The organism is Lentzea sp. HUAS12 (assembly GCF_024125735.1).
GTDB classification, from domain to species: domain Bacteria; phylum Actinomycetota; class Actinomycetes; order Mycobacteriales; family Pseudonocardiaceae; genus Lentzea; species Lentzea albida.
Genome location: NZ_CP099738.1, coordinates 8910569 through 8934731, shown reverse-complemented (window position 1 = coordinate 8934731; position 24163 = coordinate 8910569). Strand labels below are relative to the sequence as shown.

General features: G+C 69.6%; 27 protein-coding genes and 1 tRNA gene. 10 read left to right on the top strand and 18 right to left on the bottom strand.

Features of this window, described 5'->3' with window-relative positions; all coding sequences use genetic code 11:
* Window positions 1-78: 78 nt before the first annotated feature.
* Both ND450_RS42005 and ND450_RS42000 read left to right on the top strand, forming a co-directional pair.
* Window positions 79-1353, top strand: coding sequence for an esterase family protein (locus ND450_RS42005; RefSeq protein ID WP_253323547.1), 1275 nt, complete (start codon window positions 79-81; stop codon window positions 1351-1353).
* Window positions 1350-3806: a bifunctional lysylphosphatidylglycerol flippase/synthetase MprF gene (locus ND450_RS42000; protein WP_253323546.1), complete on the top strand. Its 2457-nt coding sequence runs from the start codon at window positions 1350-1352 to the stop codon at window positions 3804-3806. The genes ND450_RS42005 and ND450_RS42000 overlap by 4 nt, the downstream gene beginning before the upstream one ends.
* A gap of 157 nt (window positions 3807-3963) precedes the next feature.
* Here ND450_RS42000 and ND450_RS41995 read toward each other — a convergent pair whose 3' ends face one another.
* The 3 genes from ND450_RS41995 to ND450_RS41985 form a co-directional block, all read right to left on the bottom strand.
* On the bottom strand, window positions 3964-4581 hold the full coding sequence (locus ND450_RS41995; RefSeq protein ID WP_253323545.1) for a LysE family translocator: 618 nt from the start codon (window positions 4579-4581) through the stop codon (window positions 3964-3966).
* A gap of 19 nt (window positions 4582-4600) precedes the next feature.
* Window positions 4601-5209, bottom strand: coding sequence for a LysE family translocator (locus ND450_RS41990; protein ID WP_253323544.1), 609 nt, complete (start codon window positions 5207-5209; stop codon window positions 4601-4603).
* Between the two features lie 61 nt (window positions 5210-5270).
* Window positions 5271-5420 (bottom strand): hypothetical protein, encoded by a 150-nt coding sequence (locus tag ND450_RS41985; RefSeq protein WP_253323543.1) that lies wholly within the window; start codon window positions 5418-5420, stop codon window positions 5271-5273.
* A 10-nt stretch (window positions 5421-5430) separates the two neighbouring features.
* Between ND450_RS41985 and ND450_RS41980 the strand changes: the two genes are divergently transcribed.
* Entirely contained in the window at window positions 5431-5637 is a 207-nt protein-coding gene (locus ND450_RS41980; RefSeq protein ID WP_253323542.1) for a hypothetical protein, read from the top strand.
* 139 nt (window positions 5638-5776) lie between these two features.
* On the opposite strand, the gene ND450_RS41975 is transcribed toward ND450_RS41980, so the two are convergent.
* Both ND450_RS41975 and ND450_RS41970 read right to left on the bottom strand, forming a co-directional pair.
* On the bottom strand, window positions 5777-6448 hold the full coding sequence (locus ND450_RS41975) for a response regulator (RefSeq protein ID WP_089917015.1): 672 nt from the start codon (window positions 6446-6448) through the stop codon (window positions 5777-5779).
* On the bottom strand, window positions 6445-8016 hold the full coding sequence (locus ND450_RS41970) for a sensor histidine kinase (RefSeq protein WP_253323541.1): 1572 nt from the start codon (window positions 8014-8016) through the stop codon (window positions 6445-6447). The genes ND450_RS41975 and ND450_RS41970 overlap by 4 nt, the downstream gene beginning before the upstream one ends.
* Before the next feature lie 142 nt (window positions 8017-8158).
* Between ND450_RS41970 and ND450_RS41965 the strand changes: the two genes are divergently transcribed.
* From ND450_RS41965 to ND450_RS41955, 3 genes are read left to right on the top strand one after another with little or no spacing between them, the layout of a single operon-like run.
* The gene (locus ND450_RS41965; RefSeq protein WP_253323540.1) at window positions 8159-9133 is read left to right on the top strand and encodes a tripartite tricarboxylate transporter substrate binding protein; all 975 of its coding nucleotides are present in this window, start codon (window positions 8159-8161) and stop codon (window positions 9131-9133) included.
* Complete coding sequence (locus ND450_RS41960; protein ID WP_089917023.1) at window positions 9130-9621, top strand: tripartite tricarboxylate transporter TctB family protein; 492 nt, start codon at window positions 9130-9132, stop codon at window positions 9619-9621. The genes ND450_RS41965 and ND450_RS41960 overlap by 4 nt, the downstream gene beginning before the upstream one ends.
* Entirely contained in the window at window positions 9614-11113 is a 1500-nt protein-coding gene (locus ND450_RS41955) for a tripartite tricarboxylate transporter permease (protein WP_253323539.1), read from the top strand. Before ND450_RS41960 ends, ND450_RS41955 begins: the two co-directional genes overlap by 8 nt.
* Here the strand turns inward: ND450_RS41955 and ND450_RS41950 are convergent.
* Window positions 11110-11697, bottom strand: coding sequence for a TetR/AcrR family transcriptional regulator (locus tag ND450_RS41950; RefSeq protein WP_253323538.1), 588 nt, complete (start codon window positions 11695-11697; stop codon window positions 11110-11112). The genes ND450_RS41955 and ND450_RS41950 overlap by 4 nt on opposite strands.
* Window positions 11698-11706: 9 nt before the next feature.
* Window positions 11707-12495, bottom strand: coding sequence for an SDR family oxidoreductase (locus ND450_RS41945; RefSeq protein ID WP_253323537.1), 789 nt, complete (start codon window positions 12493-12495; stop codon window positions 11707-11709).
* A 116-nt stretch (window positions 12496-12611) separates the two neighbouring features.
* Between ND450_RS41945 and ND450_RS41940 the strand changes: the two genes are divergently transcribed.
* Window positions 12612-12959, top strand: coding sequence for a helix-turn-helix domain-containing protein (locus tag ND450_RS41940; protein WP_253323536.1), 348 nt, complete (start codon window positions 12612-12614; stop codon window positions 12957-12959).
* A 42-nt stretch (window positions 12960-13001) separates the two neighbouring features.
* On the opposite strand, the gene ND450_RS41935 is transcribed toward ND450_RS41940, so the two are convergent.
* From ND450_RS41935 to ND450_RS41920, 5 genes are all read right to left on the bottom strand, one after another.
* A complete protein-coding gene (locus ND450_RS41935) occupies window positions 13002-13592 on the bottom strand; it encodes a ClpP family protease (RefSeq protein WP_089917037.1) in 591 nt (196 codons plus the stop codon).
* A complete protein-coding gene (locus ND450_RS41930) occupies window positions 13589-14203 on the bottom strand; it encodes a ClpP family protease (RefSeq protein WP_191302723.1) in 615 nt (204 codons plus the stop codon). Before ND450_RS41930 ends, ND450_RS41935 begins: the two co-directional genes overlap by 4 nt.
* A gap of 62 nt (window positions 14204-14265) precedes the next feature.
* The gene (locus ND450_RS45830; RefSeq protein ID WP_256557394.1) at window positions 14266-14388 is read right to left on the bottom strand and encodes a hypothetical protein; all 123 of its coding nucleotides are present in this window, start codon (window positions 14386-14388) and stop codon (window positions 14266-14268) included.
* Entirely contained in the window at window positions 14385-15143 is a 759-nt protein-coding gene (locus ND450_RS41925; protein WP_253323535.1) for a hypothetical protein, read from the bottom strand. Before ND450_RS41925 ends, ND450_RS45830 begins: the two co-directional genes overlap by 4 nt.
* Before the next feature lie 21 nt (window positions 15144-15164).
* Entirely contained in the window at window positions 15165-15986 is an 822-nt protein-coding gene (locus tag ND450_RS41920) for a cellulose binding domain-containing protein (RefSeq protein ID WP_253323534.1), read from the bottom strand.
* A gap of 237 nt (window positions 15987-16223) precedes the next feature.
* Between ND450_RS41920 and ND450_RS41915 the strand changes: the two genes are divergently transcribed.
* A complete protein-coding gene (locus tag ND450_RS41915) occupies window positions 16224-16988 on the top strand; it encodes a GntR family transcriptional regulator (RefSeq protein ID WP_253323533.1) in 765 nt (254 codons plus the stop codon).
* Here the strand turns inward: ND450_RS41915 and ND450_RS41910 are convergent.
* The 4 genes from ND450_RS41910 to ND450_RS41895 are packed head-to-tail and all read right to left on the bottom strand — an operon-like array spanning window position 16952 to window position 20730.
* The gene (locus ND450_RS41910; protein ID WP_253323532.1) at window positions 16952-18250 is read right to left on the bottom strand and encodes a hypothetical protein; all 1299 of its coding nucleotides are present in this window, start codon (window positions 18248-18250) and stop codon (window positions 16952-16954) included. The two genes, ND450_RS41915 and ND450_RS41910, sit on opposite strands and share 37 nt — an antisense overlap.
* Window positions 18247-18633 (bottom strand): PTS sugar transporter subunit IIA, encoded by a 387-nt coding sequence (locus ND450_RS41905; RefSeq protein WP_253323531.1) that lies wholly within the window; start codon window positions 18631-18633, stop codon window positions 18247-18249. The genes ND450_RS41910 and ND450_RS41905 overlap by 4 nt, the downstream gene beginning before the upstream one ends.
* Window positions 18634-18642: 9 nt before the next feature.
* Window positions 18643-20247: a PTS system mannose/fructose/sorbose family transporter subunit IID gene (locus tag ND450_RS41900; RefSeq protein ID WP_253323530.1), complete on the bottom strand. Its 1605-nt coding sequence runs from the start codon at window positions 20245-20247 to the stop codon at window positions 18643-18645.
* 6 nt (window positions 20248-20253) lie between these two features.
* Window positions 20254-20730, bottom strand: a complete 477-nt coding sequence (locus ND450_RS41895) for a PTS sugar transporter subunit IIB (protein WP_253323529.1) — start codon at window positions 20728-20730, stop codon at window positions 20254-20256.
* A 197-nt stretch (window positions 20731-20927) separates the two neighbouring features.
* Between ND450_RS41895 and ND450_RS41890 the strand changes: the two genes are divergently transcribed.
* Window positions 20928-21001: transfer RNA gene (locus ND450_RS41890), tRNA-Leu, on the top strand.
* A gap of 70 nt (window positions 21002-21071) precedes the next feature.
* On the opposite strand, the gene ND450_RS41885 is transcribed toward ND450_RS41890, so the two are convergent.
* On the bottom strand, window positions 21072-21353 hold the full coding sequence (locus ND450_RS41885) for a metal-sensitive transcriptional regulator (RefSeq protein ID WP_030466675.1): 282 nt from the start codon (window positions 21351-21353) through the stop codon (window positions 21072-21074).
* A gap of 325 nt (window positions 21354-21678) precedes the next feature.
* Here ND450_RS41885 and ND450_RS41880 point away from each other — a divergent pair, with 325 nt between their 5' ends.
* Window positions 21679-22020, top strand: a complete 342-nt coding sequence (locus ND450_RS41880) for an Lsr2 family protein (RefSeq protein WP_030476951.1) — start codon at window positions 21679-21681, stop codon at window positions 22018-22020.
* Window positions 22021-22131: 111 nt separating this feature from the next.
* Here ND450_RS41880 and pabB read toward each other — a convergent pair whose 3' ends face one another.
* Complete coding sequence (gene pabB / locus ND450_RS41875) at window positions 22132-24117, bottom strand: aminodeoxychorismate synthase component I (RefSeq protein WP_253323528.1); 1986 nt, start codon at window positions 24115-24117, stop codon at window positions 22132-22134.
* Window positions 24118-24163: the final 46 nt, after the last annotated feature.

The window sequence follows — 24163 nt, the reverse complement described above, 5'->3', positions numbered from 1 at the left end:
TTCACGGCGCTGAACTCAGACGAACCTCCGATGTGGATCCTGAAGACTTCCTGAAGCATTGAGGGCATGCTCAGCCCGTTGGATCTGTCTCTGATAAACGGACCGATCCCCAAGGCCGCCACGGTCGCGGCCGCGCTCGCCCTCACGTACCTGGTGATCCGGAAGAACCGGACCTGGTGGGTCCGCGTGCTGCCGATGGTCGTGCTGGCGGTCGCCCTGGTGGTGACCGGGCTGACGCTCGTCATCGACCACCTGTGGAAACCGTGGCCGGAGCCGATGCCGGTCATCCTGATGGTGTGGCTGGGCGCCGCACTCGTGGCCATCAGTCTGGCCGTCGCACGCCTACGGCCGTCGCGTTGGTACGCGCGCGTGGCCACCGTCATCGCCGCGGTCATCGTCATCTCGAGCGCACTGACGGCCACGAACGCGTACTACGGGCTGTACCCGACGGCGCGGGCCGCGCTGGAGGTGTTCAACAACCCGAGCGTCGACCTGCCGGACAGTGCCTCCGACGTGCTGGACGTGCCCGCCGGCAAGAAGCTGGCCGACGTCTGGACCGGTGACGGCCTGCCGGACAGGGGCACGCTGTCCGAGATCGAGATCCCCGGCGCGATGAGGACGCGTCCGGCGTGGGTCTACCTGCCGCCCGCGTACTCCGCGAAGTCCCGGCCGCGGCTGCCGGTGCTGGTCCTGCTCGCGGGCCAGCCGGGGTCGCCCCGCGACTGGTACGACGCCGGCCGGATCTCCGACAACATGGACGAGTTCGCGCGTGCCCACAGCGGGCTCGCGCCGATCGTCGTCATGCCCGACTCACTGGGCTCGCTCACCGCGAACCCGCTGTGCCTCGACTCGAAGCTGGGCCAGGCGGAGACGTACCTGACCCGCGACGTGCCCAAGTGGATCAAGGAACGCCTCACGGTCGACGAACGCCGTGAAGCGTGGACGATCGCGGGCCTCTCTCACGGCGGCACGTGCTCTCTGCAGCTCGCAGTGCGCGCGCCGGACGTGTACGGCAACTTCATCGACCTGTCCGGCCAGCGCGAGCCCACGCTCGGCACGCGCGCCGAGACGGTCAAAGCGGCGTTCGGCGGTGACGAGGCGGCGTTCGCCCGCGTCAACCCGCTCGACGTCCTCGCCAAGACAAAGTTTCCGCAGCTCTCCGGCGTGATCGTGGTCGGCAGGGACGACGGTCAGTACCGCCCGGCGGGAGCCGAGGTGTTCGAGGCCTGTCGCAGGGCCGGAATGGACGTGCAGTGGAAGGAACTGCCGGGAGGGCACGACTGGAACGTGTGGCGGCCGGGTCTGTACGGCTCGCTGCCGTGGCTCGCGCAGCGGACAGGGCTGGTCAGATGATCGCCAGGCTGTTCCGCGCGGCGCCGCTGACCTGCGTCTTCCTCGTCGTCTTCTGGACGGTCGGGGCGCTGACCGGCGCGATCGCCGGTGCGAGCGACGACTTGCTCCTGCTCGTCGGGTTCGGTACCGGCAGCCCGTGGTGGACCGTCCTGACCTCGGCGCTGTGGTCGATGGACCTGCCGGGCTACCTCGCGACCACCGCGCTGTTGCTCGTCGCCGGGATCTACGCCGAGCGCTCGCTGGGCTCGCTGCGGACGGCGGCGATCTTCCTCGGCTCGCACGTGGCCGGCGCGTTCCTGGGGCTCTTCCTGGTGATGGTCGGGCACGAGGTGCAGTGGGGCTGGCCCGAGTCGCTGATGGGTGAGGTCGCGGCGGGGCCGTCGGTCGGCGGGGTGGGTCTCGTGCTCGCCCTGACCTTCCGGATGCCGCCGCTGTGGAGGCGCCGCGTCCGACTGTTGATGATCTTGTCGGTGCTGGTCCTTACCCTGTACTCAGGTTGGCTGGAAGATCTCCTCCGCCTGTCCGGTGGCGTGGCCGGGCTGGTGCTGGGAGTGCTGTTCCTGAGGAACGGGCCGGTGGCGCTGGCGCGTTCGCTCCAGGAGACGCGGGTGCTGGTGGCGTTGCTGATCGCGGCGTCGGCGCTCGGGCCGGTGGTGTCGATGATGTCGCCGTACCCGAACGGACCGCTGTGGTGGTTCGCGGACGTCGTGGCGGTCGCACAGCCGTCGCAGGAGGACGTGGACGCGATCTGCTCCTCGGGCGCGGTCGAGCTGTGCCGGACGATGGTGGTCCAGCTGTCGTACGGCCGGTTCCCCGCGCTGGTGATGTCGTTGCTGCCGGCGTTGCTGCTGCTCGTCCTGGCGGAAGGGCTGCGGCGGGGCCGCCGGTTCGCGTGGCGGACGGCGCTGGTGTTCAACGTGGCGTTCGCGGCGTTCATCGGTTCGTACGTCGTGTACGTCGCGCAGTTCCCGGACGCGAGCGTGCTGGAGCTGTCGGTCTCGTTCGGTGTGCCGATGCTGGCACCGCTCGCGATCATCGTGGTGCTGCTGGTGACGCGCAGGCACTTCGACGTGCGTCTGCCTCGGCATGCCGTGGTGAAGTTCTGGCGGTTCACGGCGATCAGCGTCGCGTTGCTGTCGGCGCTGTACGTCTTCGGCGGTTACCTGGTCCGCGACCAGTTCACGCCGGAGCCGGGGTTCGCCGCGCTGCTGGCGGACCTGCCGACGCGGTTCCTGCCGCCGGGCTACCTCGACCTGGTGCCGCTGCAGTTCTCCGCCGAGGGGTTCGTCGGCGCGGTGCTGTTCGAGTACACGGGCGTGGTGTTCTGGCTGATCGTGCTGGCGGGTCTGCTGATGGCGTCGTGGCGGACGTGGCCGTCCTCGTGCGAGGAGGAAGCGGCGCACGCCCGTGACCTCATGCGGCGCCACGGCGGTTCGTCGTTGTCGTACATGACGACGTGGCGCGGCAACCAGTACTGGTTCACGCCGGACGGCGAGACGGCCATCGCGTACCGGGTGGTGTCGACCATCGCGCTGACGGTGGGCGATCCGATCGGCCCGGCGCGCGTCGACGCCGTGCGCGGGTTCGCGGAGTTCTGCGCCCGCAACGGCTGGACGCCGTGCCTCTACAGCGTCGGCGCGGACACGCGCGCCGCGGTGGAGGGCCTCGGCTGGTCCGCGGTGCAGGTCGCCGAGGACACGGTGATCGAGCTGGACGAGCTCAGCTTCACCGGCAAGAAGTGGCAGGACGTGCGCACGGCGCTGAACAAGGCCGCCAAGGCCGGCATCACCGCCGAGTGGTGCACCTACGCCGACGCGCCGTACGCGATCACGGACCAGATCCGGTCGATCTCGGCGGAGTGGGTGGCGGACAAAGGGCTGCCCGAAATGGGCTTCACGCTGGGAGGACTGGAAGAGCTGAACGGCGAGGGCGTCCGCTGCCTGCTGGCCGTGGACGGCGATCGCACCGTGCACGGCATCACGAGCTGGCTGCCGGTGTACGAGGACGGCGAGGTCGTCGGGTGGACGCTCGACTTCATGCGCCGCCGCTCGCACGGGTTCCGCGGCTCGATGGAGTTCCTGATCGCCTCGGCGGCCGGCCTGCTCAAGGCCGAGGGCGCGCGGTTCCTCAGCCTGTCCGGGGCACCGCTCGCCCGGCTGGACCGCGGCGAGCGACCGCGGGCGCTGCAGCGCGTGCTGGACTTCACCGGCCAGGTGCTGGAGCCGGTGTACGGGTTCCGGTCGCTGTTCGCGTTCAAGGCGAAGTTCCAGCCGACCTACCAGCCGATGTTCATGGCGTACCCGGACTCGGCGGCGCTGCCGCGCATCGCGAACGCGGTGAGCCGCGCCTACCTCCCGCACCTCAACGCGCGCCAGGGGCTTCGCCTCGCGAGCAAGATGATCATTCGTACGCGCGGGCGGGTGGCGGCGCCGGAGAAGGCGCGCCAGGGGTGAGGCTGGAGGCGGCGGCGGTCTGGTGGTGGCAGGCGGGCGGCGGGTGAGCTGGCAGCGGTGGCGAGCGACAAGCGGTGTGGCGGTGCGGGCGGGCAGCTGGTGGCTGGCGCGGTTGCTCGGCAGGGCCGACCGGCCAAGCGCTGCTCGCCGGCCAGCGTCAACGCGCCTCGAACGCCAGCTTCAGCCCCAGCGCGACGAACACCGACGCCGTCACGCGGTCGAGCGAAGCCCTCTGGCGCAACAGGAACGCGCGGGCACGTCCGGCCACCGCGATCAGGATCGGCATCCACACCAGGCCGAGGCCGAGGTGGACGGCGACGAGCACGGCACCCCAGCCCGTCTGACCGGCGGGCATGAACTGCGGCAGCAGCGACAGGTAGAAGACGCCGACCTTCGGGTTCAGCAGGTTCGTCAGCAGTCCCACGCGCAACGAGGCTCCGGTGCCGGGAACCGGACGCGAGTCGTCCAGCGAGGCGGCCGCGCGGGCCGAGAACGACAGCCACAACGCCTTGGCGCCCAGGTAGATCAGGTAACCGGCACCTAGCCAACGCACGACGTCGTAGGCCAGCTCGGACGCCCTCAGCAACGCCGTGAGTCCCGCCAGGCTCGCCGCGCCCCACACGAGGCACCCGAGCGTGATGCCGAGGACCACGCCCATCGCCGCGCGCCTGCCGCTCAGCAACGCCGTGCGCACCACCATCACCGTGTCCAGACCCGGTGTGAGGACGGTGAGCAACGCGACGAGCGAGAAGCTCAGCAGTGCGGCGGTCGGCATGAGGCCATCAGACCACACGTCACCGCGCGTCCGCCGCCGTCTTCAAGCCGAACGCGATCAGCGCGGAAGCGGACAAACGGTCGAGCAGGAGTCGTTGCCGCAGCAGGAAAGCACGCGCCCGCCCGGCCGCCGTGATCAGGATCGGGAACCACACCAACCCGATGCCGAGGTGGATCGCCACGAGCACGGCGCCCCACGCGGGCTCGCCCACGGGCAGGAACTGCGGCAGCAGCGAGACGTAGAAGACGCCCGGCTTGGGGTTGAGCAGGTTCGTCAGCAGCCCGACCCGGACGGCCGCGCGCGCCGACGGCACCGGCGCCGGTTCGTCGGCCTCCACCGGGCGCCGGGACCGCCACAACGCCTTGACCCCCAGGTAGATCAGGTAACCCGCGCCGAGCCAGCGCACGACGTCGTAGGCCAGTTCGGACGCCTGCAGCAACGCCGTCAGCCCGACGAGCCCCGCCGCCGCCCACACCAGGCATCCGAGCGTGCTGCCCACCACGACGCCCAAGGCGGCACGGCGGCCGACCAGCAACGCGGTCCGCAGCACCAGCAACGTCTCCAGGCCGGGCGTGATCACGGTCAGCAGGGCGACGAGCGTGAAGCTCAGGAGCGCGGCGGTCGACATGACGCCATCAGAGCACGGAAACGCGGCGTCACCAGAAGATTTAACGCTCCCGACACGGGTGTCAGCGGTACCAGGCCCTGACGCCCATCCTCCCGGTGCTGCCCAGGTCGATCAGCACGGAACTCTCCGGCGACGTGGCGACCAGCGGCTGCCGGATGCCGTCGGGCGCTGCCGCGATGTCGACGTGCTTGCCGACCAGCGGCGGCTCCACCGACGCGTGCGTGTTCCGCCACACGAACGCGCTCTTGGCGCTCGCCCGGTTGCACGGTGATCGGTTGCGGCGCGTCGTCGAAGCCGTCGAGGTGCGCGATGCCGCCCGAGCCTTCGAGAACCGCGACGTCCAACGGCACACGCCCGGCGTCCAGCACCTCCACCTGCGGATATCCGTTGGCGGTGAACCGCGTACCGGTGTCGCACGGTTCTTCTGACGCTTGTGCCCCTGTCGCGCCGGCCAGTGCCGCGAGCACGGCGACCACGACGAGAATTCCGCCCCCAGATCTCCTGTGGCCGATCGTGTCACAGATCGTGGGTGCTCCACCGAAACCTTCACAAGCGGAGCGAGGTCCTTCAGGTCAGCCGGTACCCGTGCGCGGGCCGGTTCGCCATGCCGTAGCGCGGCTGCACCTCCGCCTTGCCGATGGTCACCAGGTGCTCCAGGTAGCGGCGGGCGCTCACGCGCGACAGCCCGGCGCGGTCGCCGACCTCCTGCGCCGACAGGTCGTTCTCGCTGTCCCGCAACGCGTCCGTCACCAGCCGCAGCGTCACGGCGGACAGTCCCTTGGGCATGATCGGGCTGCGCGGGCGGTGGTGCATCAGCGAGTCGACCTCGTCCTGGTCGAGCACCTGGCCGAGCCGCTGCACCTCGATCCGTTGCGCGAGGTACTCCCGCATCCGGTCGAGGAACGCCGTGCGCGTGAAGGGCTTCACCAGGTAGTTGTCGACGCCGCGGGACATGGCCTGCCGCACGGTCTCGCGTTCGCGGGCGGCTGTCACGGCTATGACGTCGACCGGCGGTCCGCCTCGGGCGCGCAGCCGCGACAGCACGTCCAGCCCGGACATGTCGGGCAGGTGGATGTCGAGCAGCACGAGGTCCGGCCGCAACGCCTCCACGGCGCGCAACGCCTCGCCGCCCCGGTGCGCCTCACCGACCACCTCGAACTCGGGCATCGCCTCCAGGAAGCCGCGGTGGATCGCCGCGACGGCGAAGTCGTCATCGACCACGAGCGTTCGCACGCTCATCGGTTCCCCGTTTCCGGCAGCCACACGTCGAACGACGCGCCGCCGAGCTCCGAGTCGGTGATCGCCACCCGGCCGCTGCGCCGGGTCACCACCCTCGACACCAATGCAAGACCAATTCCCCTGCCGTGCGCGCCCTGGACGTCCTTGGAGCTCACGCCCAGGTCGAAGATCCGGCCGCGTTGCGACTCCGCCACCCCCGGACCGTCGTCGTCCACGACCACCCGCACCCCGGTGACCGACGAGCGCACCAGCACCCGCACGGTTCCCCCCGTCTCCACGGCGTCGACCGCGTTGTCGACCAGGTTTCCCAGCACTGTCAACGCGTCGTCGCCCGCACGGATGTCGACGGAGCTGCCGGGATCCAGCCGGAGCTCCACCCCTCGTTCGTGCGCGGTGGAGGATTTCGCCAGCAGCAACGCCGCCAGCGCGGGGTCGGCGTTCGCCCCGTCGATGATGTCAGCCGTGAGCGATCCGGCTCCGCCGACCCGTTCGATGTAGGCGACGGCGTCGGAACCGCGGTCCAGCTCCAGGAGTCCGCCGATCACGTGCAGGTGGTTCGAGAACTCGTGGGCCTGCGCGCGCAGCACCTCCGTGACGGTGCGCTGGCCGTCGAGCTCCCGCAACGCGTCGTGCAGCTCCGTCCGGTCGCGCAACGTCAGCACGACGCCGACGGCGCGTTCGTTCGTCTTCGCCGTCGTCCGGTTCGCGACCAGGACCCGTTCTCCCGCGAGGACGAGGCGGTCCGCGACGTCGTCCTCACCCCGCGCCAGGGCGAGCAGCCCGTCGTCGAGCACCTCCGCCGCCGGGCGTCCGCTCGGGTTCTCGTCGAGCCCCAGCAGCCGCATCGCCTCGTCGTTGACCAGAGCGAGCTTCTCCTGGTCGTCCACGGCGACAACGCCTTCGCGGATGCCGTGCAGCATCGCGTCCCTGGTCTCCAGCAGCTGCGCGATCTCGGCCGGTTCGAGCCGGAACGTCCGCCGGCGCACGTGCTGCGTGACCAGTGCGGCGCCGAGCACGCCTATCAGCGCGGCCGCCGCGAGCCAGCCGATCAGCTCCGGCAGGTCCTCGGCGAGGTCGGCGGACAGCTGGCTCTCCAGGATGCCGACCGAGGCCATGCCGATGATCTTCCCGTCGGTGGCCCGGATCGGGACCTTCGCGCGGAGCGACGTGCCCAGCGTGCCGGTCTCCGTGCCGACGAAGACCTCACCGGACAGGGCCGTGGACGGGTCGGTCGACACGCGCTCGCCGATGCGCTTCGGGTCGGGGTGGGCGTAGCGGACGCCGTTGTGGTCGGTGACGACCACGTACGTCACGTTGGACGCCTTCCGGATCACCTCCGCCAACGGCTGGATGGCCTCGGTCGGGTCAACGGAGTTGAAAGCGTCGATCACGGTAGGTAGTCGCGCCACACTCTCCGCGACGGACAGCATCCGGTCCTTGTACGAGTCGCGGATCCGGTCGCTCTGCAGTTTGGCCGCGAGCAGACCGGCGGCACAGGTCGTCACCAGCACGATGACCACCTGCAACGCCAGAAGCAAGGCTCCAAACGACACAGATCGACGGAACATGGAAGAGATTCTGACGTATCGGCTGTGAAACAGGTCACGAACTAAACGACCAATACGGAACTTACGACCTAACACTTACGTGTGTACACAGCCGTTACCTAGCGTCCCCGCCCAACGTTCGCGACGAAGCGAGGAGTGTTCGATGGGTACGGCATGGAGACGAGTGGTGGCGGTCGCTGCCGCCGGACTGGTGCTCGCGGGCTGCGGTCAGGGGGCCAAGAGCGCGAGCGGCGGTGACTCCATCGCGAAGCTGGAGATCATGGCGCCCGCCGACCCCGGCGGCGGCTGGGACCAGACCGCGAGGGCGATGCAGTCGGCGGTGCAGGGCGCCAAGCTCGCCAACTCCGTGCAGGTGACCAACGTCGGCGGCGCCGGCGGCACGGTCGGCCTGCAGAAGCTCCTCAACGAGCGCTCCGAGTCGTACCTGATGATCACCGGCCTGGTCATGGTCGGCGCCGTGGAGACCAACGCGTCGCAGGCCCGGCTGGAGGAGACCACACCGATCGCCCGGCTGACCGCGGAGGACGAGGTCGTCGTCGTGCCGGCCGACTCGCCGCACAAGACCATCGACGACCTGCTCAACGCCGTCAACGAGAAGGGCAAGGGCGTCTCGATCACCGGCGGCTCGGCCGGCGGCACCGACCACATCCTCGCCGGCATGCTGCTCAAGGCGAAGAACATCGCCCCCGACAAGCTCAACTACGTGCCGTACTCCGGCGGCGGTGAGTCGCTGGCGGCGCTGCTGGGCAAGAAGGTCGACGCGGGCATCTCCGGCATCGGCGAGTACAAGGAGCAGATCAAGGCGGGCAAGCTGCGCGCGCTGGGCACGTCGGGCCCGAACCCGGTTCCCGAGCTGAACGTGCCGACGTTCGGCGAGCTGGGCGTCGAGCTGATCAACTGGCGCGGTGTCGTGGCGCCGGCGTCGATCAGCGCCGAGGCGAAGCAGCGGCTGACCAAGCTGGTCACCGACATGCACGCGAGCGAGGAGTGGAAGGCCGAGCTGTCCAAGAAGGGCTGGACGGACACGTTCCTGACCGGCAGCGAGTTCTCCACGTTCATGGCCAAGGAGATCGGGCGGGTGAAGCCCGCACTGCAGGACATCGGGCTCGTGAAGTGATCGCTGCCAAAGTCGAGGAGTACGCGTTCGGCGGTCTGGTCGCGGCGATCGGGGTCTTCACCCTGGTCGACGCGACCACGATCGCCGCGCGCGACGACAACGCCGTAGGACCACGTGCGTTCCCGTACGCCGTGGGCATTCTTCTTGTCGTAACGGGAATCGCCGCGATCATCGCGACCGCCCGCGGGAAGCTCGGCCAGGCCGAGGAAGCCGAGGACGTCGACGAGAACGTCCGCACCGACTGGGTCACCGTGGCCAAGCTCGTGGCCGTGCTGGTGGCGCACCTGGTGCTGATCGACCTCGTCGGCTGGCCGGTCGCGGCGGCGCTGCTGTTCTTCGGCGCCGCCTGGACGCTCGGCGCGACCTGGTGGCGCGCGCTGCCGATCGCGGTGGTGCTGGCGCTCGTCGTGCAGGTGGTGTTCGCGTCGGGTCTGGGCCTGTCGCTGCCCGCCGGGATCTTCGAAGGGGTGCCGTTCCTCGATGGATAGCATCACCGCCCTGCTGGAGGGGTTCGCGACCGCCGCGCAGCCCGAGTTCCTGCTGTACGCGTTGCTGGGCGTCACGCTCGGCACGGCCGTCGGCGTGCTGCCGGGCATCGGACCGGCGATGACGGTGGCGTTGCTGCTGCCGTTGACGTACACGCTGGAGCCGACCGCGGCACTGATCATCTTCGCGGGCATCTACTACGGCGGCATGTACGGCGGTTCGACGACGTCGATCCTGCTCAACACCCCGGGCGAGTCGGCGTCCATCGTGACTGCCCTGGAAGGCAACAAGATGGCGAAGGCCGGGCGCGGTGCTGCCGCGCTCGCGACCGCCGCCATCGGCTCGTTCGTGGCGGGCACGATCGCCACGGTGCTGCTCACGTTGCTCGCACCGACCATCGCGGACGTCGCCGTGCAGCTCGGCCCGGCCGACTACGTGGCACTGATGGTGGTGGCGTTCACGACCGTGGCGGCCTTGCTCGGGTCTTCCCCCGTGCGCGGCCTCGCGTCGTTGGGACTCGGTCTGTTCATCGGGCTCATCGGGACCGACACGCTCAGCGGTCAGCAGCGCTACACCCTCGGGGTGGCGACGCTGGCCGACGGCATCGACGTGGTCGTGGTCGCCGTGGGCGTGTTCGCGGTCGGCGAGGCGCTGTACGTGGCGTCGCGGCTGCGGCACGGGCCGATCGAGGTCATCCCCGTGGGCGGCAAGTGGATGACGCGCGAGTTCTGGGCGCGGTCGTGGAAGCCCTGGCTGCGCGGCACGTTCATCGGCTTCCCGATCGGCACCGTGCCGGCCGGTGGCGCGGACGTGTCGACGTTCCTGTCCTACGGCGCGGAGAAGAAGCTCTCGAAGCGGCCGGAGGAGTTCGGCAAGGGCGCGATCGAGGGCGTCGCGGGTCCGGAGGCGGCCAACAACGCCGCCGCGGCAGGCGTTCTCGTGCCGTTGCTGACCCTCGGCCTTCCCACCACCGCGACGGCGGCGGTGATCGTGGCGGCGTTCCAGAGCTACGGCATCCAGCCGGGACCGTTGCTGTTCACCAACAACTCCGCGATGGTGTGGGCGCTGATCGCATCGCTCTACATCGGCAACGTGATGCTGCTCGTGCTGAACCTGCCGCTGGTGAAGATCTGGGTGAAGGTGCTGCAGATCCCGCGGCCGTACCTGTACGCGGGCATCCTGCTGTTCGCGGCGCTGGGCACCTACGCGGTGAACTTCGTCGTGGACGACCTGATCGTGCTGCTGGTCATCGGCGTGATCGGGTTCTTCATGCGGCGCCACGGTTATCCGGTCGCACCGCTCGTCGTCGGCCTGATCCTCGGGCCGATGGCGGAGGAGCAGGTCCGGCGCACGCTGCAGATCAGCGAGGGCGACCCGACCGCGCTCGTCGCCAGCCCGTTCGCGGCGATCGCCTACGGCGTGCTCGTCGTGCTGCTGACGGTGGCGGTGGTGCTTCGGTTGCGCCGCAAGAAGAACACCGAGGTGACGGTTTAGTTCCGCACGGCGGTGAGTGCTTGTTCGTAGAGCTCGAACACGTCAGCCTTGCCGCCGTGCAGGACCCACAGCTCCGACGCGGCGTCGACGCACGCGAACACCGTGGCGATGACGCCCACCGCGCGGGCGTCCGGGACCTCTCCAGACTCGATGCCCATCCGTTCCTCGACCACGGGGACGAGCGCCCGTTGCCACTTCAGCCGCTTCTCGAAGTACCTCGAGCGCAGCGACGGGTTCGTGAAGATCAGCGTGGAGATCTCCAGCACCCGCTGCTCGGTGTGGTCCGACGCGGTGAGGATCGTGGTGAACCCGGCCGCCAGTGCGTCCCAGGTGGACATGTCCGGGGGCTGCGCGGCCACGGTGGACACCAGCAGGTCGCCCAGCTGCTCCTGCTCGCCGCAGACCAGGTCCTCCTTGGTGCCGAAGTACCGGAAGAGCGACCGCTGCGACACGCCGGCACGTGACGCGACCTGGGCCATCGTGGTCGCCTCGTAACCCTGCTCCGCGAACAACGTCAGCGCGGTCTCGACTATCTCGGCGACCACGGCCTGACGCGACCGGTCCCACAGCGTCGCCTTTCCCATGACCTCACTCTAGCTCTGCCGCACCATTCGCCCGACGACCCTCGCGCCCATGGCGCGCGAGGAGAAGTGGCGTCCGGCGAACGCCATCACGCGGTTCATCCGGCCCGAGATGACACCCACCGGCGTGACCTTGCGGTCCAGCGCGCGCATCGCCGTCGCGACCACCTCGCCGGCGGTCTGCATCCGGCTCCCGCCCGCCATCTCGTCGGTGCCGACGACGTCGAAGAACTCGGTGCGCGTGGCGCCGGGCGCAAGCGCCATGACGCGCAGGCCCGTGCCGCGCGACTCCACCCACAGCCCTTCGGTGAAGCTCACCACGAACGCCTTCGTCGCGCCGTAGACCGACGACCACGGCGTCGCCTGGTACGCGGCCATGCTCGCCACGTTGATCAAGAAGCCGTGACCGTTGGCGCGCAACGGTTCGATGAACGCCCTGCTGATCTCGACGACGGCGTTGACGTCGACCGCGACCTCCTGCCGCAGCCGTTCGGGGTCCTCCTCGTGGAACGGCCCGAAGGTCGCGAACCCGGCGTTGTTGACGAGGCTCGTGACGCCGAACCCGGCGACCTCCTCCGCCAGCCGCTGCCCGATGCCCGGCTGGGCGAGGTCCGCGGCCACGACGTGCACCGTCACGCCGTGCGGCCGCAACTCCGCGGCCAGCTCCTCCAGCCGGTCCTTGCGGCGCGCCACCAGGACCAGATCCGATCCGCGTGCCGCCAGCCGCCGCGCGAACTCCGCGCCGATGCCCGAACTCGCCCCGGTGACCAGCACCGTCTGCTTCGTGAAGTCGACTCCCATGCCGACACCGTACGCCAGCCTGTCAGTGACTGCCAACCTGTCTTTATGTGCCATCGGCGTTCTGCTGGTAGCAGAACGCCCCTTTGCCGTGGTCGCGGTGCTGTCACCATGACCACATGGCGGAGATCCTGGACTTCACACGCGAACCGGAGCCCCTCTGGAGAGAAGCCCTGGGCCGCAAGCTGCGCGAGACCCGGGAGGAGCGCGGCGACCGGCTGGTCGACGTGGCCGAGCGGGCGGGCATCTCGGTGCAGTACCTGTCGGAGATCGAACGCGGGCGCAAGGAGCCGTCGAGCGAGATGATCGCGGCGGTGGCCGGCGCGCTCGGCGTCGAGCTGGCCGACCTGCTGATCGGGATCGCGGGGCAGGTGCGGAACTTCCGCGTGCAGCAGGCGCGTCACTTCCACACGTCACGGCCGATGGGCAGGCCATCCGGTCCGGTGGCGATGGCTCTGGCCGCCTGAGGCTGAAGCGGTCCGGTCGTGACCGGACCGTTCGCCACCCGCTCACGCCCGCTGGTCCAGCACCCGGTCCACCAGCCCGTACTCCACCGCGCCCGCCGCGTCGAACACGCGGTCCCGGTCCGTGTCGTGGCGCAGTTCGGCCACGGTCCGGCCGGTGTGCCGCGCCAGGATCGCCTCCAGCTGCGTGCGCACCCGCACCACCTCGTCCGCCGCGAGGATGAGGTCCGGGATCGTGCCCCGCCCCTGCGCCGCCGGCTGGTGCAGCACGACCCTGGAGTGCGGCAGCACGGACCGGCGTCCCTCCGCGCCCGCGGCCAGCAGCACCGCACCCGCCGCAACCGCTTGCCCCACGCAGGTCGTGGCGACCGGCGCCTTGATGTAGCGCATGGTGTCGTAGAGCGCGAGCATCGCCGAGGGGTCGCCGCCCTCGCAGTTGATGTAGAGGTTGATCTCGAGGTCGGGGTTGTCGGCCTCGAGGTGGAACAGCTGCGCGATCAGCGCGTTGGCGACGCCCGAGTCGATCCCGGTGCCGAGGTAGACGATCCGCTCGGACAAAAGGTGCGAGTAGACGTCCATGACCCGTTCGCCGCGCGCGTCCCGCGTGATGACGTTGGGGATGGTGTAGGTGCTCATGCGACGGCTCCCGAGTGCAGTCCCAGCTTGTGCATGCGGACGGGGACGACCTGGCCCAGGTCGCTGACGACGTGGTCGATGAACCCGTACTCGCGCGCCTGCTCGGTGGTGAACCACCTGTCGTGCAGCGAGTCGGTGAAGATCCGGTCGAACGGCTGCCCGGTGTCGGCCGCGATCAGCCCGAGCACGGTGTCCCTGGTGTGGCGCAGGTCGTCGGCCTGCACCTCCACCTCGACGGCCGAGCCGCCGATGCCCGCACTCCCCTGGTGCATCAGGATCCGCGCGTGCGGCAACGCGAAGCGCTTGCCCGGCGTCCCCGCCGACAGCAGGAACTGCCCGGCACTGCAGGCGAGTCCGAGCGCCAGCGTCGCCACGTCGCACGGCACCAGCCGCATCACGTCGCGGATCGCCAGCATCGACGGCACCGACCCACCCGGCGAGTTGATCCACAACGCGATGTCCTGCCGCGGGTCCTCGCTCGCCAGCGACAACATCTGCGTCGCCAGCACCGTGCCGTTGTCGTCGTCGAGGGCGCCGTCGAGGATCAGCACCCGCTGGCCGAAGAACCGTTCTCGCAGCCCTGGGCTGAAGAGCTTCTCGCTGTTCGTCATGGCACCGACGATGCCGGTCGGCGCAGGGAGTGCGCCGCCTTCTCTGCTGTGGGCAGATCAGCTCACAGCAGGGACGGACTCGCGTCCCCTTTGGACACAGTGAGCTCGCCGGTGCCTCCGAGGCGGAACGGGCCGGTGGCGCGGAACACCCCCATGGTCTCGCCGAGTGCGAGCACGGCGGTCATGCCGTTTCCCCTGCGAGGGCGGTGATCGTCAGGCGCCAGCGCACCGCACCCGAGGCGGGCACGACCGCCACCGGGCGGGTGGTGTCGGCGCGGTCGAAGGTGCGGCCGAGCATGGGTTCCACGCCGACGCTGCGGTACGGGTCGTCTTCCGGCCAGCCGCGCAGGTTGCGCCACAACGCGATCGACACGGGCTGGTCGTCGCACTCGACGCGCAGGTCCAGCTGCTGGTCGCCGTCGACCACGCGGATCTGGCCGCGTTCCAGCACCGCGCCGATCGCCGTTCCGTCGTCGGGGCCGAGCGAGGCGAGGCCCGCCGGCCACTCGCGCCGCAGCGGTTGCGGGTCCGTGATCAGCACTGGGGTGCCGGGTGGGGCGTCCAGGCGGGCGGACGCGCTGACGTCGAGGAGGGCGTGCGCCGCCCAGACGAAGCGGTAGCCGGGCTCGGCGGTCAGCTCGTAGTCGGCGACGACCGCGCCGCCGTCGGAGGCGAGCACGCGGGTGAGCGTGAAGTCGGGGCAGTCCACGCCGGTCCGGTGCCACGGCCTGCTCCAGGCGTCGCCGTGGTCGGGCAGGCCGCGCACCGTCGGGACGCACTCCTCCAGACCGCCCGCGTCGACGAACGCGGACCCCGGCACCACCTCGGCACGCGCGGGATCGGCCCTGTGCCACAGCCACTCGCGGTCTGCCGCGCGCAGCGAGGTCCAGCGGCCGCCCAGGGCGTGGTCGACCTCGACGTGCAGCGGCACTACCCGCACGGCTCACCCCCAGTCCAACAGTCAGCCCGTCGTGCAGGTGGCCTCGTTCAGCGTGAACGCGGCCGGGTTGGTGTTGCGGTCGCGGAACGCCCCGATGAAACCGATGGTCACCTCGCCGCGGGCCGGGATCGTCCTCGCCTGGTCGACGCCGGTCACGCTCACGGTGCCGTTGCGCTGGGACGCCGTCGCGTTCCACACCTCGCGCACGGTCTGGCCGTCGGCGAACGACCACCTCAGCGTCCAGCCGTTGATCGCGGACGCGCCGTTGTTCCTGATGGTGACCCGGCCCTGGAAGCCGCCCTGCCACTGGTTGTCGACCCGGTAGGCGACCGTGCACGTGGCCGCCGCCGCGGTGGGCGTGACCACGGGTGGCGCCGTCGTGGTCGTGGCCGCGGCCTTCGACGACTCGGCGGGTGGTGAGGAGGACGGAGCCGTCGTGGTCGTCGGTGCCGCCGACGACGACGTGTCCTTGCCGTTGCAGGGCGCGCCCCACAGGCCTCGGTCCTCGCGCTCGGCGCCCTTCTCGGCATCGGCGAGCGCACTGGCCGCGGTCTGGGCCCGCAACGCCCCCTCCCGCACGGCGAGCGACGCGTAGTCGGTGTCGTCCTCCAGCCGGACGTGCACCTCGCCCGGGGTAACCGTGGTGACGCGGACCGTCTTGGCCAGCAACCGCTTCTCGGCGAACGTGCGCGCAGAGGCCGCCCAGCAGGTGGCGGGCGGCGCCAGCGACGAGACCTGGACTCGCTCACCGGTGTCGAGCTCGATCGTCCGGCCGTCGATCACCTTGCGCACCACGGCCGACAGCTCGCCCTGGACGTCCTTGACCAACGTCGGCTGACGCACCTGCACAGGAGGCGTCGCGGGAAGGGGCGGACTTTCCGACCCGCACGCACACGCGAAAAGAACCAGCAGAAAAGCCAAGGACTTCCGTAACACGAGGGACTCCCCCACACGTTCATCCAACCGCCATGATCGTAGCGCCCTGCGCGCACGACCGACACCGATCGTTCGGTCTTGACCCGTGCTCGTGGAGTCGCCGGCCCGGAACCATTTACCTGATCACTCGGGCATAATGGCACTGTGCCCCGCTCCAAGCATGTTCCCGCGGACGATCTGGAATTCCCGGACGCGTTGGCTCCTGACCGCCCGAAGGGCGACCAGCTCAGGGAGATCCTGGAGAACGTCGCGGTCGAGGCGGGGCCGGGCAGGCTGATTCCGTCGGAACGTTTTCTGGCCGAGCACTACCAGATCTCCAGGAGCACGGTTCGATTGGTGGTCAATCGACTCGTCGCCGACGGGCTGCTGTACCGCCAGCACGGCAACGCCACCTTCACGGCGGAGCGTCCGCCCACGCAGATCGACATGCTCACGTCGTTCACCGAGGACATCAGGGCGCGCGGCTCCGCGCCGGGAACGAAGGTGCTGCTCGCTCTGGTGGAATCCGCGGGTGCCGAGATCGCCGGGCGCCTGAACATTCCTCCGGGTGCGCCGGTTTTCCGCCTGGAAAGACTCCGACTGGTCGATGACGAGCCATTCGCGTTGGAGCGCACAAACCTCTCGCTCGATCTTTTTCCCGGCATCGACGCATTCGACTGGTCCGCGAACTCGTTGCACAAGACGCTCGAAGAACGGTTCGGCGTGGTGCCGGATTGGAATGACACGGCCATCAGTGCCGTGCTGCCCCCACCGCAGGACGCCGCGTTGCTGGAGATCGAGCCGACCCAGCCGTGCCTCGTCCTCAAGGGCACGCTGCACGCCGCGGACGGCCAGGTGATCGAGGCGGGGCGGTCGCTCTACCGGGCCGACCGCTACACCGTGTTCACCACCGCGCGCCGGTCGCGGTGAGCGCGTAACAGCTCGGTGCAACGCTCCACGAGCACGTCCGCCGCACCCTGTTCCACCAGCGCGATGTAGGACTCGTAGAGCCCCTCGCGGTAGGCGTCCTGATCGGGCAGGTAACCCGCGTAGCCGTCGGTGTAGCCGATCACCCTCGTGTGCGCGAACGGGCTGGCGGCCTTGATGCGCAGACCGATCGACGAGAACAGCTCGAACGGCGTGTGCAGCCAGGCGACCTCACCGAGCGACACGACGGTCACGGGCACCTCCGCGTCCCCGTCCAGGCCGGCGGCGGCCAGAGTGCTGAGCATCAGCGTCCCCTCGTACCGGGTGCGCGCGACGCGGACGGCCGGGTCGCTCTCGTCGCAGGGCAACAACTTTCGCCACCCGCGTTCGGCACCCTCGCGCAACCGCCGGCACTCGGCCTGCGACGGCAGCGCGCGGTGGGGCATCCGCAGGACCGTGCGCGTCAGCCGGAGCGGTTCCCCGACCGGCTGACCGGACGGCAGCAGGCGCGTGATCGACTCGGCGAGCCTGCCGCCGAGTGCGGAGACCTCGGCGTGCCCTTGGGCGCGCCGGACGAACCGCGAGCTGGCGTCGCCCGCCGCGCCCTGCAGGAACGCGACCACCGGGGCGAGCCCGGCCAGTTCCCTGCGGGTGGCGCCCGGCCAGTCCGCCGACCAGGCGAGGTTGTCGGCGCCCAGCACGGTCGGGTGGCTGGCGTAGTCGAAGAGCAACGCCGCCGGGGTGCCGTCGAGGTGGTGCAACGTCAGGACGCCCACCGAGTCGTCGTGCGGGCCGTCCTGCCGGTGGCGGTTGGCGCCGACGCGGGCCGCCGCGCCCTCGTGCCAGCGAGCGAGCACCGGAGTCCTCTGTGGACAGATCTGGCGCGCCGCCGCCCCGATCCGCTCGGTCAGCCTGCTCACGAGCTCGGGTTCGCGCTGCGCGGGCATGCCGGGGTGGATCGACCCGGTCCACCCGTCCGGCGCGGAGTGGGTGTGCGACGCGCACACCAGCACGCGGCCGGTGGGGACCCCCGTTTCCTGGGCGACCACGGCGGCCAGCGCGCGGGTCAGCGAGACGTCCGTGGCGAGCGCGTCGAGCGTCACCCACACCACGCCCGGGTCGTCCTCTGTGGACAGCCAGACCAGAGTGGCCTCCAGGTCGTCGTGCACGCCGCAGGCGACGCCCTCCCTGGCGAGGTAGCCGCCCATCGGGTGGCCGGATCCCGGGGTGATCACCGTGCGACCGGCCGCGAGCAGGAGGGTCATCGGCTCAGCACCGGTTCGGTCAGAACCCCGCCCTTTCCCGCTGTCTGGGCGAACGCCGCCAGCTCGTCCACGTCCCCGTCGCGCACCAGCACCTCCAGCAGCATCGGCAGGTTGAGACCGGTCACGATCCGCACGCCCGTCCGGCGCGCCGCGAAGAGCTTCGCGGCGTTGGCGGGAGTGCCTCCGGGGAGGTCGGCCAGCACGAGCACCTCCGGGGCGTCACCGACGAGGTCCGCGAGCCGTTCCCCGTACGAGTCAGGACTTTCCGCCGGGCCGAGCTCACAAACCAGGAGCCGGGACTGCGGTCCGACGACGAACTCGGCGGCGTCGGCGGCACCGGACGGCAGCGCACCGTGCCCGGCCAGCAGGACGGGGATGATCATCGCTCGTTCCTAACTCTTGGGGGCGGCGGGCGCGAACCAGCCGAACCAGCCCAGCGCGACGCCCACCACGACGACGACGCCGATCACCACCACGGGCTTCAGTCTGGCCTTGACCAGCAGCAGGTACGCGGCGGCGGTGACGAGCACGGGAAGCAGGTGGGGCAGCAGGTCGTCGAGGCGGTCCTGGATCGGCACGGTCTGCGTGACGGGCTCGCCGTTGACCGTCGTGGTCTGCCGGTACGTCAGCGTCGTGACGACCTTGACGCTCAACGGGATGAACCCGCCGAGCACGACGAACCCGAGCACGGTCGCACCCCGGGACAGCCGGTCGAGCGTGCCGACGGCGAAGCGGGCGACGAGCCTCTTGCCCTCGCGGTAGGCGAGGCGGAACTGCCAGCGGCGCACCAGCGCGTACGGGACGAGCACCATGACCATCGCGAACACGGGACCGAGCCAGTTGCCCTGCAGCGCGAGCGAGGCGCCGATGGTGAAGATGATGCTGTTGTACAGCGCGAAGACGAGCGTGTCACCGATGCCGGCCAGCGGCCCCATCAACGCGACCTTGGTGCTTTCGGCGGACTGCGGCGACCGCGCCTCCTCCATCGCGATCGCCGACCCGAGGATCAACGGCCCGCCGACCAGCACCGAGGTGTTGAAGAACTGCATGTGCCGCTGGAGGCCCTGGGCGTACTCGTGCGCGTCCGGGTAGAGCCTGCGCAGCACGGGTTCCATGGCGTACGCGAACCCGAGCCCCTGCATCCGCTCGTAGTTCCACGACACCTGGCTGGACCAGAAGTACCTGCGGTAGGCCTTCTTCAGGTCCTGCTCGGTCAGCACGCGGTCCACTTCGGACGGTTCTTCCGCGGCGACCACGGGCACCGGCTCGCTCCGGCCGACGACCAGGAACGCGATCGCGACGCCCAGCAGCGCGATGCCGAGCACCGGGACGTCCACGTAGGCGAACGCGACGAACCCGATGAGCAACAGGTACCAGTACCGCGACAGCTGCATCATCGACAGCAGCAACGCGAACCCGACCGCGGGCAGCAACGACCCGGCGAGCGTCATGCCGTTCACGAACCCGGCGGGAATCCCCCGCGTCAGGTCCTCGACCACACCGCTCGAGGCGGTCAGCGCGGCCAGGAACGTCGGCACCGCCCGGACCCCGCACCACGGCACGAGCCCGAGCCAGTGGATCCGGGCCAGCCCCCGCGCGTCCCCCGACGCCGCGTAGTGGTCGGCCCGGTGCACCAGCCCCGTCGTGATCATCTTGCCGACCGGGTCCAGCGCGGCCAGCAACACGGCGGCGGGCAGCGCCACCGCGATCCCGACCGCGACCTGAGCGCTGAGAGGCCCCGCCGCACTGCCGGCGAGCGCGGTGCCGACGATGGCCCCGGTCTGGTAGTCCGGGATCGTCGCGCCGCCGTACTGGTACACCCCCAGTGCCACCAGTTCCAGCGTCGCGCCGATCGCCATGCCCAGCAACGGGTCGCCCGTGATGAGCCCCGCCACCGACCCGGCGACGAGCGGACGGCCCGCGAAAATCAGAAAAGGCCCCAGCACGTCGTAGGTGCAGATGACGGCCCACAGCGTCAAAGCCAGTGCCACGAGCATCTGCGCCTACAGCCCCTTCTTGTCGAGCAGCGCGGTGAAGTCGGCGGCCTTGTCCCGCGGCATCATCTGCGCGACAACGGGAATCCCCTCGGCGGCGAGCCGGCGGTACCCCTGCGCGTCCTCGGCGGTCACGGCGATCGACCTCGTCACCATCGTGTACCGCTCACCGGGGCGGGGTGCGACGTTCCCGACGTTCACCACCTCTGGCCGCACCCCGCCCTCGACGAGGCGGAACGCGTCGGCCGGATGCTTGGCTATCAGCATCACGTCCTCTCCCCAGACGCGTTCCACCACCTCGGCGACGGTGAGCACCTCGGTCGGCAGCCCCCTCGCCGCCTGCGGGAGCAACATCCGCTGCAGTTCGTCACCGGCGACCTCGTCGTTGCACACGACCAGCCTCCGCACGCGCAACCCCCCGGTCCACGCGACGGTCACCTGGCCGTGGATCAACCGGTTGTCGACCCGCAGATGCACTCCCGCCATGCCCACTCCCCCTGGTCAGCCGAAGTAGAGCCAATACTGGTGCAAACCAGTATTGGCTGTCAACGGGCGTCACAGGACGCGCCCGGAACGAGCAAAAGGCTCCACTGTGGATGCGGCCGGCAGCGGCGACGGGGGCCGGACGACGCCGCCCCCGGGACAAACCGGTTGGGGTGATCCGCTAGAGTTCACCCTGCTACGCCCCCGTAGCCCAATCGGCAGAGGCAGCGGACTCAAAATCCGTCCAGTGTGCGTTCGAGTCGCACCGGGGGCACGATCTTCGGGCGAGGTCCAGTTCGCGGAATGCGCGAACCCGGCCTCGCCCGTGGCGTTTTCCGGACCTCTTACGACTTAACGAGTCGCCCGATCGCGGCGGAGGCCTCCGCGAGCTTCTCCTCGGCCACCGGGCCGCCTTCCGCCGCGGCCTGCGCCACACAATGCTTCAGGTGCTCGTCGAGCAAGCCCAGCGAGACCGCCTGCAGCGCCTTCGTGGCCGCGGAGATCTGGGTGAGGACGTCGATGCAGTATTCGTCGTTCTCGACCATGCGCTGGAGGCCGCGGATCTGTCCCTCGATGCGGCGCAGTCGCTTGAGGTATGCGTCCTTGTCCGCGGTGTACCCGTGCATCGGCCCCTGACCTTCCCTACCCCTGGCGGGTATGTCGAGGATACCCGCACCGGATGGGGGTGCGTTATGTGCAACGACTGCTCCGTCAGCGGGAATGGGGAAGCGTCCGGCAAGCCCAGCAACGGGTCGGAGTACGACGACTAGCAGCACATTTTGGACCCATAACACCCGTGCGGTTTACCGGGTAAATGCCCCGACCGGGCGGTTGGGGTCACATTTTAGCCGCGAAAGGTTCGCCGTTTTTCGTCATGTGGACTATGGTGTTGTCGAAGCACGTGGTTACGTCGAGGATCCGCGTGCTATGTGAGTACCCAACGGAGGAACAGTGGCACAGCAGACCGTCGTCCAACTCATCGACGACCTCGACGGCGGAGAAGCCGACGAGACCGTGACCTTCGCACTTGACGGTGTCGAGTACGCCATCGACCTGTCGAAGGGAAATGCGGAGCGGCTTCGCGAGTCGCTGGCGGACTTCGTCGGCAAGGCCCGTCGTGCGGGTGGCCGCAAGCAGCGCAAGGGCACCGGCAAGTCCACGGTCAAGGCCACCGACAAGGCTGAGGCGCAGCGCATTCGCGACTGGGCCCGCGCGCAGGGGCACCAGATCTCGGACCGCGGCCGCATTCCGCAGAACCTGGTCGTGCAGTTCCAGGAAGCGCACGCCTCCTGACCTGGGCGAACGCTCGAGGTTTCCACACGTCGGCCGGGGTGCCGGCCGACGTGTTAAACCCCAAAGATCTAACACGTCCCGGTTCGTTCACACTATCCCCGGAACGCGGGATCAACGGCCGGGAAAGTGCGCTCCGAACAGGCGTGACACCGCGGCGGCCTTGACCGCTGTCTCCTCGAATTCCTCGTCAGGGTCGGACAGCGAGATGACCGCTCCGCCCACACCGAAACTCACCCGTTCGCCGTTGCGGACCAGCGTTCGGATGACGATGCTGAAGTCGGCGGCTCCGTTGAGCGAGAAGTAACCCAGCGCTCCCGAGTACACCCCGCGTGGACCAGCTTCCAACCCATCAAGGATCTGCATGGTGCGGATCTTCGGCGCACCGGTCATGGAACCACCGGGAAACGCGGCCCGAACACAACGGACGGCAGAACTGCCCGGCCGAAGTCGGGCGCGCACGGTGCTCACCAATTGGTGCACGGTCGCGTAGGTCTCGACGTCGAACAACCGCGTCACCTCGACCGAACCCACTTCCGCGCAGGTGCCGAGATCGTTGCGGACGAGGTCCACGATCATCAGGTTCTCGGCGCGGTCCTTGACAGAACGCGCCAACGTTGTGCGCAACATCTCGTCGTCCGCCGCATCAACACCGCGCGGGCGCGTCCCCTTGATCGGCGACGACTCCACGACGCCATCTCGGTCCACCCTCATAAATCGTTCGGGTGACGTGCTGAGCACGGACAGGTCACCGAAACGCAGCAACGCCCCGAACGGAACGGGATTTGCGGCGCGAAGCAGCCGATAAGTGTCCCACGGGTCGATCGAGGCACGCCACGACATCATGTTCGTCAGACATGCTTCGTACGTCTCCCCCGCCGTGATCGCTTCCTGGCAGGCGCCGATCAGCTTCAGGTAGTGCGCGCGGGGATGTCTCAACGTCACGTCCGACACGACCGGCCGGGAAGGTTCGGCCAAAGGCGTCAGCGCGACCAGAACGACCGAAACCTCGTCGAACCAGTTGTCGTCGGACAGCGAGAGCAAATAGACGCAATCCTCCGCGTGATCGACGACCACGGCGCGGTCGGCGAAGACGAACGACGCGTCGGGCTGCTCGGCGCGGTGGGCGAAGTCGCCGCCGCACTCCGCCTTGAGCTCGTAGCCGAGGTAGCCCACCCATCCCAGGGCGAAGTCGAACGGCACGTCGGGCTGCTCGACGGCCCACTCCCCGAGGTCGTCGTCCAGCCAACTGAAGAAGGACGGGCAATGCCTCGGTGTGCCGTCGAGCGTGAGCACCTGGTCCTGCACGCGGTACTGCGCGAAGCGCGCGAGAGGCCCCGAGGCGTCCCCCAGGAAGGAGAACCGCCCGCCGGAGCCGCTGTCCAGCCAGAACGCCGTCTCAGACGCCCCGTGGAGTGCCGCGAACGCCTGCTCCGCGTCGACGGCCACGGCGAGCTTCCGCACGTGCACAGGGCGCTTCTGAGGCGTTGGGCGAACCAGCACCGGTTCCGGCACGGCGGCCGTGCGCGTCGGGGTCAGCGCGGCGAAGTTCGCGAGCATCTCGCGGCCGAACTCCGTGCAGATCGACTCCGGGTGGAACTGCACACCCCACGCGGGCCGGTCGAGAGCGCGCACGCCCATGAGAACGGAATCGTCGCTCCACGCGATCGCTTCCAATGAAGGAGGCAGATCCGTGACGGCGAGCGAGTGATACCGAACGACTTCCATCGGTGACGGCAATCCGGCGAAAAGATCAATGCCTTTGTGCGTTATTGGCGAAATAATTCCATGACGCGGTACGGGCGCCGGCCCCACCACAGCGCCGTACGACAGGCACAGGCCCTGATGCCCGAGGCACACGCCGAGCAACGGGATCTCGGCGTGGTCGATCACCGCGCGGCAGAGGCCGAAGTCGGCGGGGTTGCCGGGCCGGCCGGGGCCGGGGGAGATCACCACGTGGTCGAACGACCGCAGCGTGGACAGCCGGAACCGCGGGTCGTCGTTGTGGACGACCACGGGCTCGGCGCCGTTCACCTCCGCCAGGTGCTGGAAGAGGTTGAACGTGAACGAGTCGTAGTTGTCGATGAGCAGAGTCCGCATTGCGGACGGCACTCTACCTGGCAAAACACCCGATGGGAGCAACGAG

Bases quoted from the DNA above. Each gene is read 5' to 3' on its own strand.
- ND450_RS42000 (WP_253323546.1), top strand. From the start codon at position 1,350: ATGATCGCCAGGCTGTTCCGCGCGGCGCCGCTGACCTGCGTCTTCCTC.
- ND450_RS41995 (WP_253323545.1), bottom strand. From the start codon at position 4,581: ATGCCGACCGCCGCACTGCTGAGCTTCTCGCTCGTCGCGTTGCTCACC.
- ND450_RS41990 (WP_253323544.1), bottom strand. From the start codon at position 5,209: ATGTCGACCGCCGCGCTCCTGAGCTTCACGCTCGTCGCCCTGCTGACC.
- ND450_RS41975 (WP_089917015.1), bottom strand. From the start codon at position 6,448: ATGAGCGTGCGAACGCTCGTGGTCGATGACGACTTCGCCGTCGCGGCG.
- ND450_RS41970 (WP_253323541.1), bottom strand. From the start codon at position 8,016: ATGTTCCGTCGATCTGTGTCGTTTGGAGCCTTGCTTCTGGCGTTGCAG.
- ND450_RS41965 (WP_253323540.1), top strand. From the start codon at position 8,159: ATGGGTACGGCATGGAGACGAGTGGTGGCGGTCGCTGCCGCCGGACTG.
- ND450_RS41955 (WP_253323539.1), top strand. From the start codon at position 9,614: ATGGATAGCATCACCGCCCTGCTGGAGGGGTTCGCGACCGCCGCGCAG.
- ND450_RS41950 (WP_253323538.1), bottom strand. From the start codon at position 11,697: ATGGGAAAGGCGACGCTGTGGGACCGGTCGCGTCAGGCCGTGGTCGCC.
- ND450_RS41945 (WP_253323537.1), bottom strand. From the start codon at position 12,495: ATGGGAGTCGACTTCACGAAGCAGACGGTGCTGGTCACCGGGGCGAGT.
- ND450_RS41940 (WP_253323536.1), top strand. From the start codon at position 12,612: ATGGCGGAGATCCTGGACTTCACACGCGAACCGGAGCCCCTCTGGAGA.
- ND450_RS41935 (WP_089917037.1), bottom strand. From the start codon at position 13,592: ATGAGCACCTACACCATCCCCAACGTCATCACGCGGGACGCGCGCGGC.
- ND450_RS41930 (WP_191302723.1), bottom strand. From the start codon at position 14,203: ATGACGAACAGCGAGAAGCTCTTCAGCCCAGGGCTGCGAGAACGGTTC.
- ND450_RS45830 (WP_256557394.1), bottom strand. From the start codon at position 14,388: ATGACCGCCGTGCTCGCACTCGGCGAGACCATGGGGGTGTTCCGCGCC.
- ND450_RS41910 (WP_253323532.1), bottom strand. From the start codon at position 18,250: ATGACCCTCCTGCTCGCGGCCGGTCGCACGGTGATCACCCCGGGATCC.
- ND450_RS41905 (WP_253323531.1), bottom strand. From the start codon at position 18,633: ATGATCATCCCCGTCCTGCTGGCCGGGCACGGTGCGCTGCCGTCCGGT.
- ND450_RS41900 (WP_253323530.1), bottom strand. From the start codon at position 20,247: ATGCTCGTGGCACTGGCTTTGACGCTGTGGGCCGTCATCTGCACCTAC.
- ND450_RS41895 (WP_253323529.1), bottom strand. From the start codon at position 20,730: ATGGCGGGAGTGCATCTGCGGGTCGACAACCGGTTGATCCACGGCCAG.
- ND450_RS41885 (WP_030466675.1), bottom strand. From the start codon at position 21,353: ATGCACGGGTACACCGCGGACAAGGACGCATACCTCAAGCGACTGCGC.
- pabB (WP_253323528.1), bottom strand. From the start codon at position 24,117: ATGCGGACTCTGCTCATCGACAACTACGACTCGTTCACGTTCAACCTC.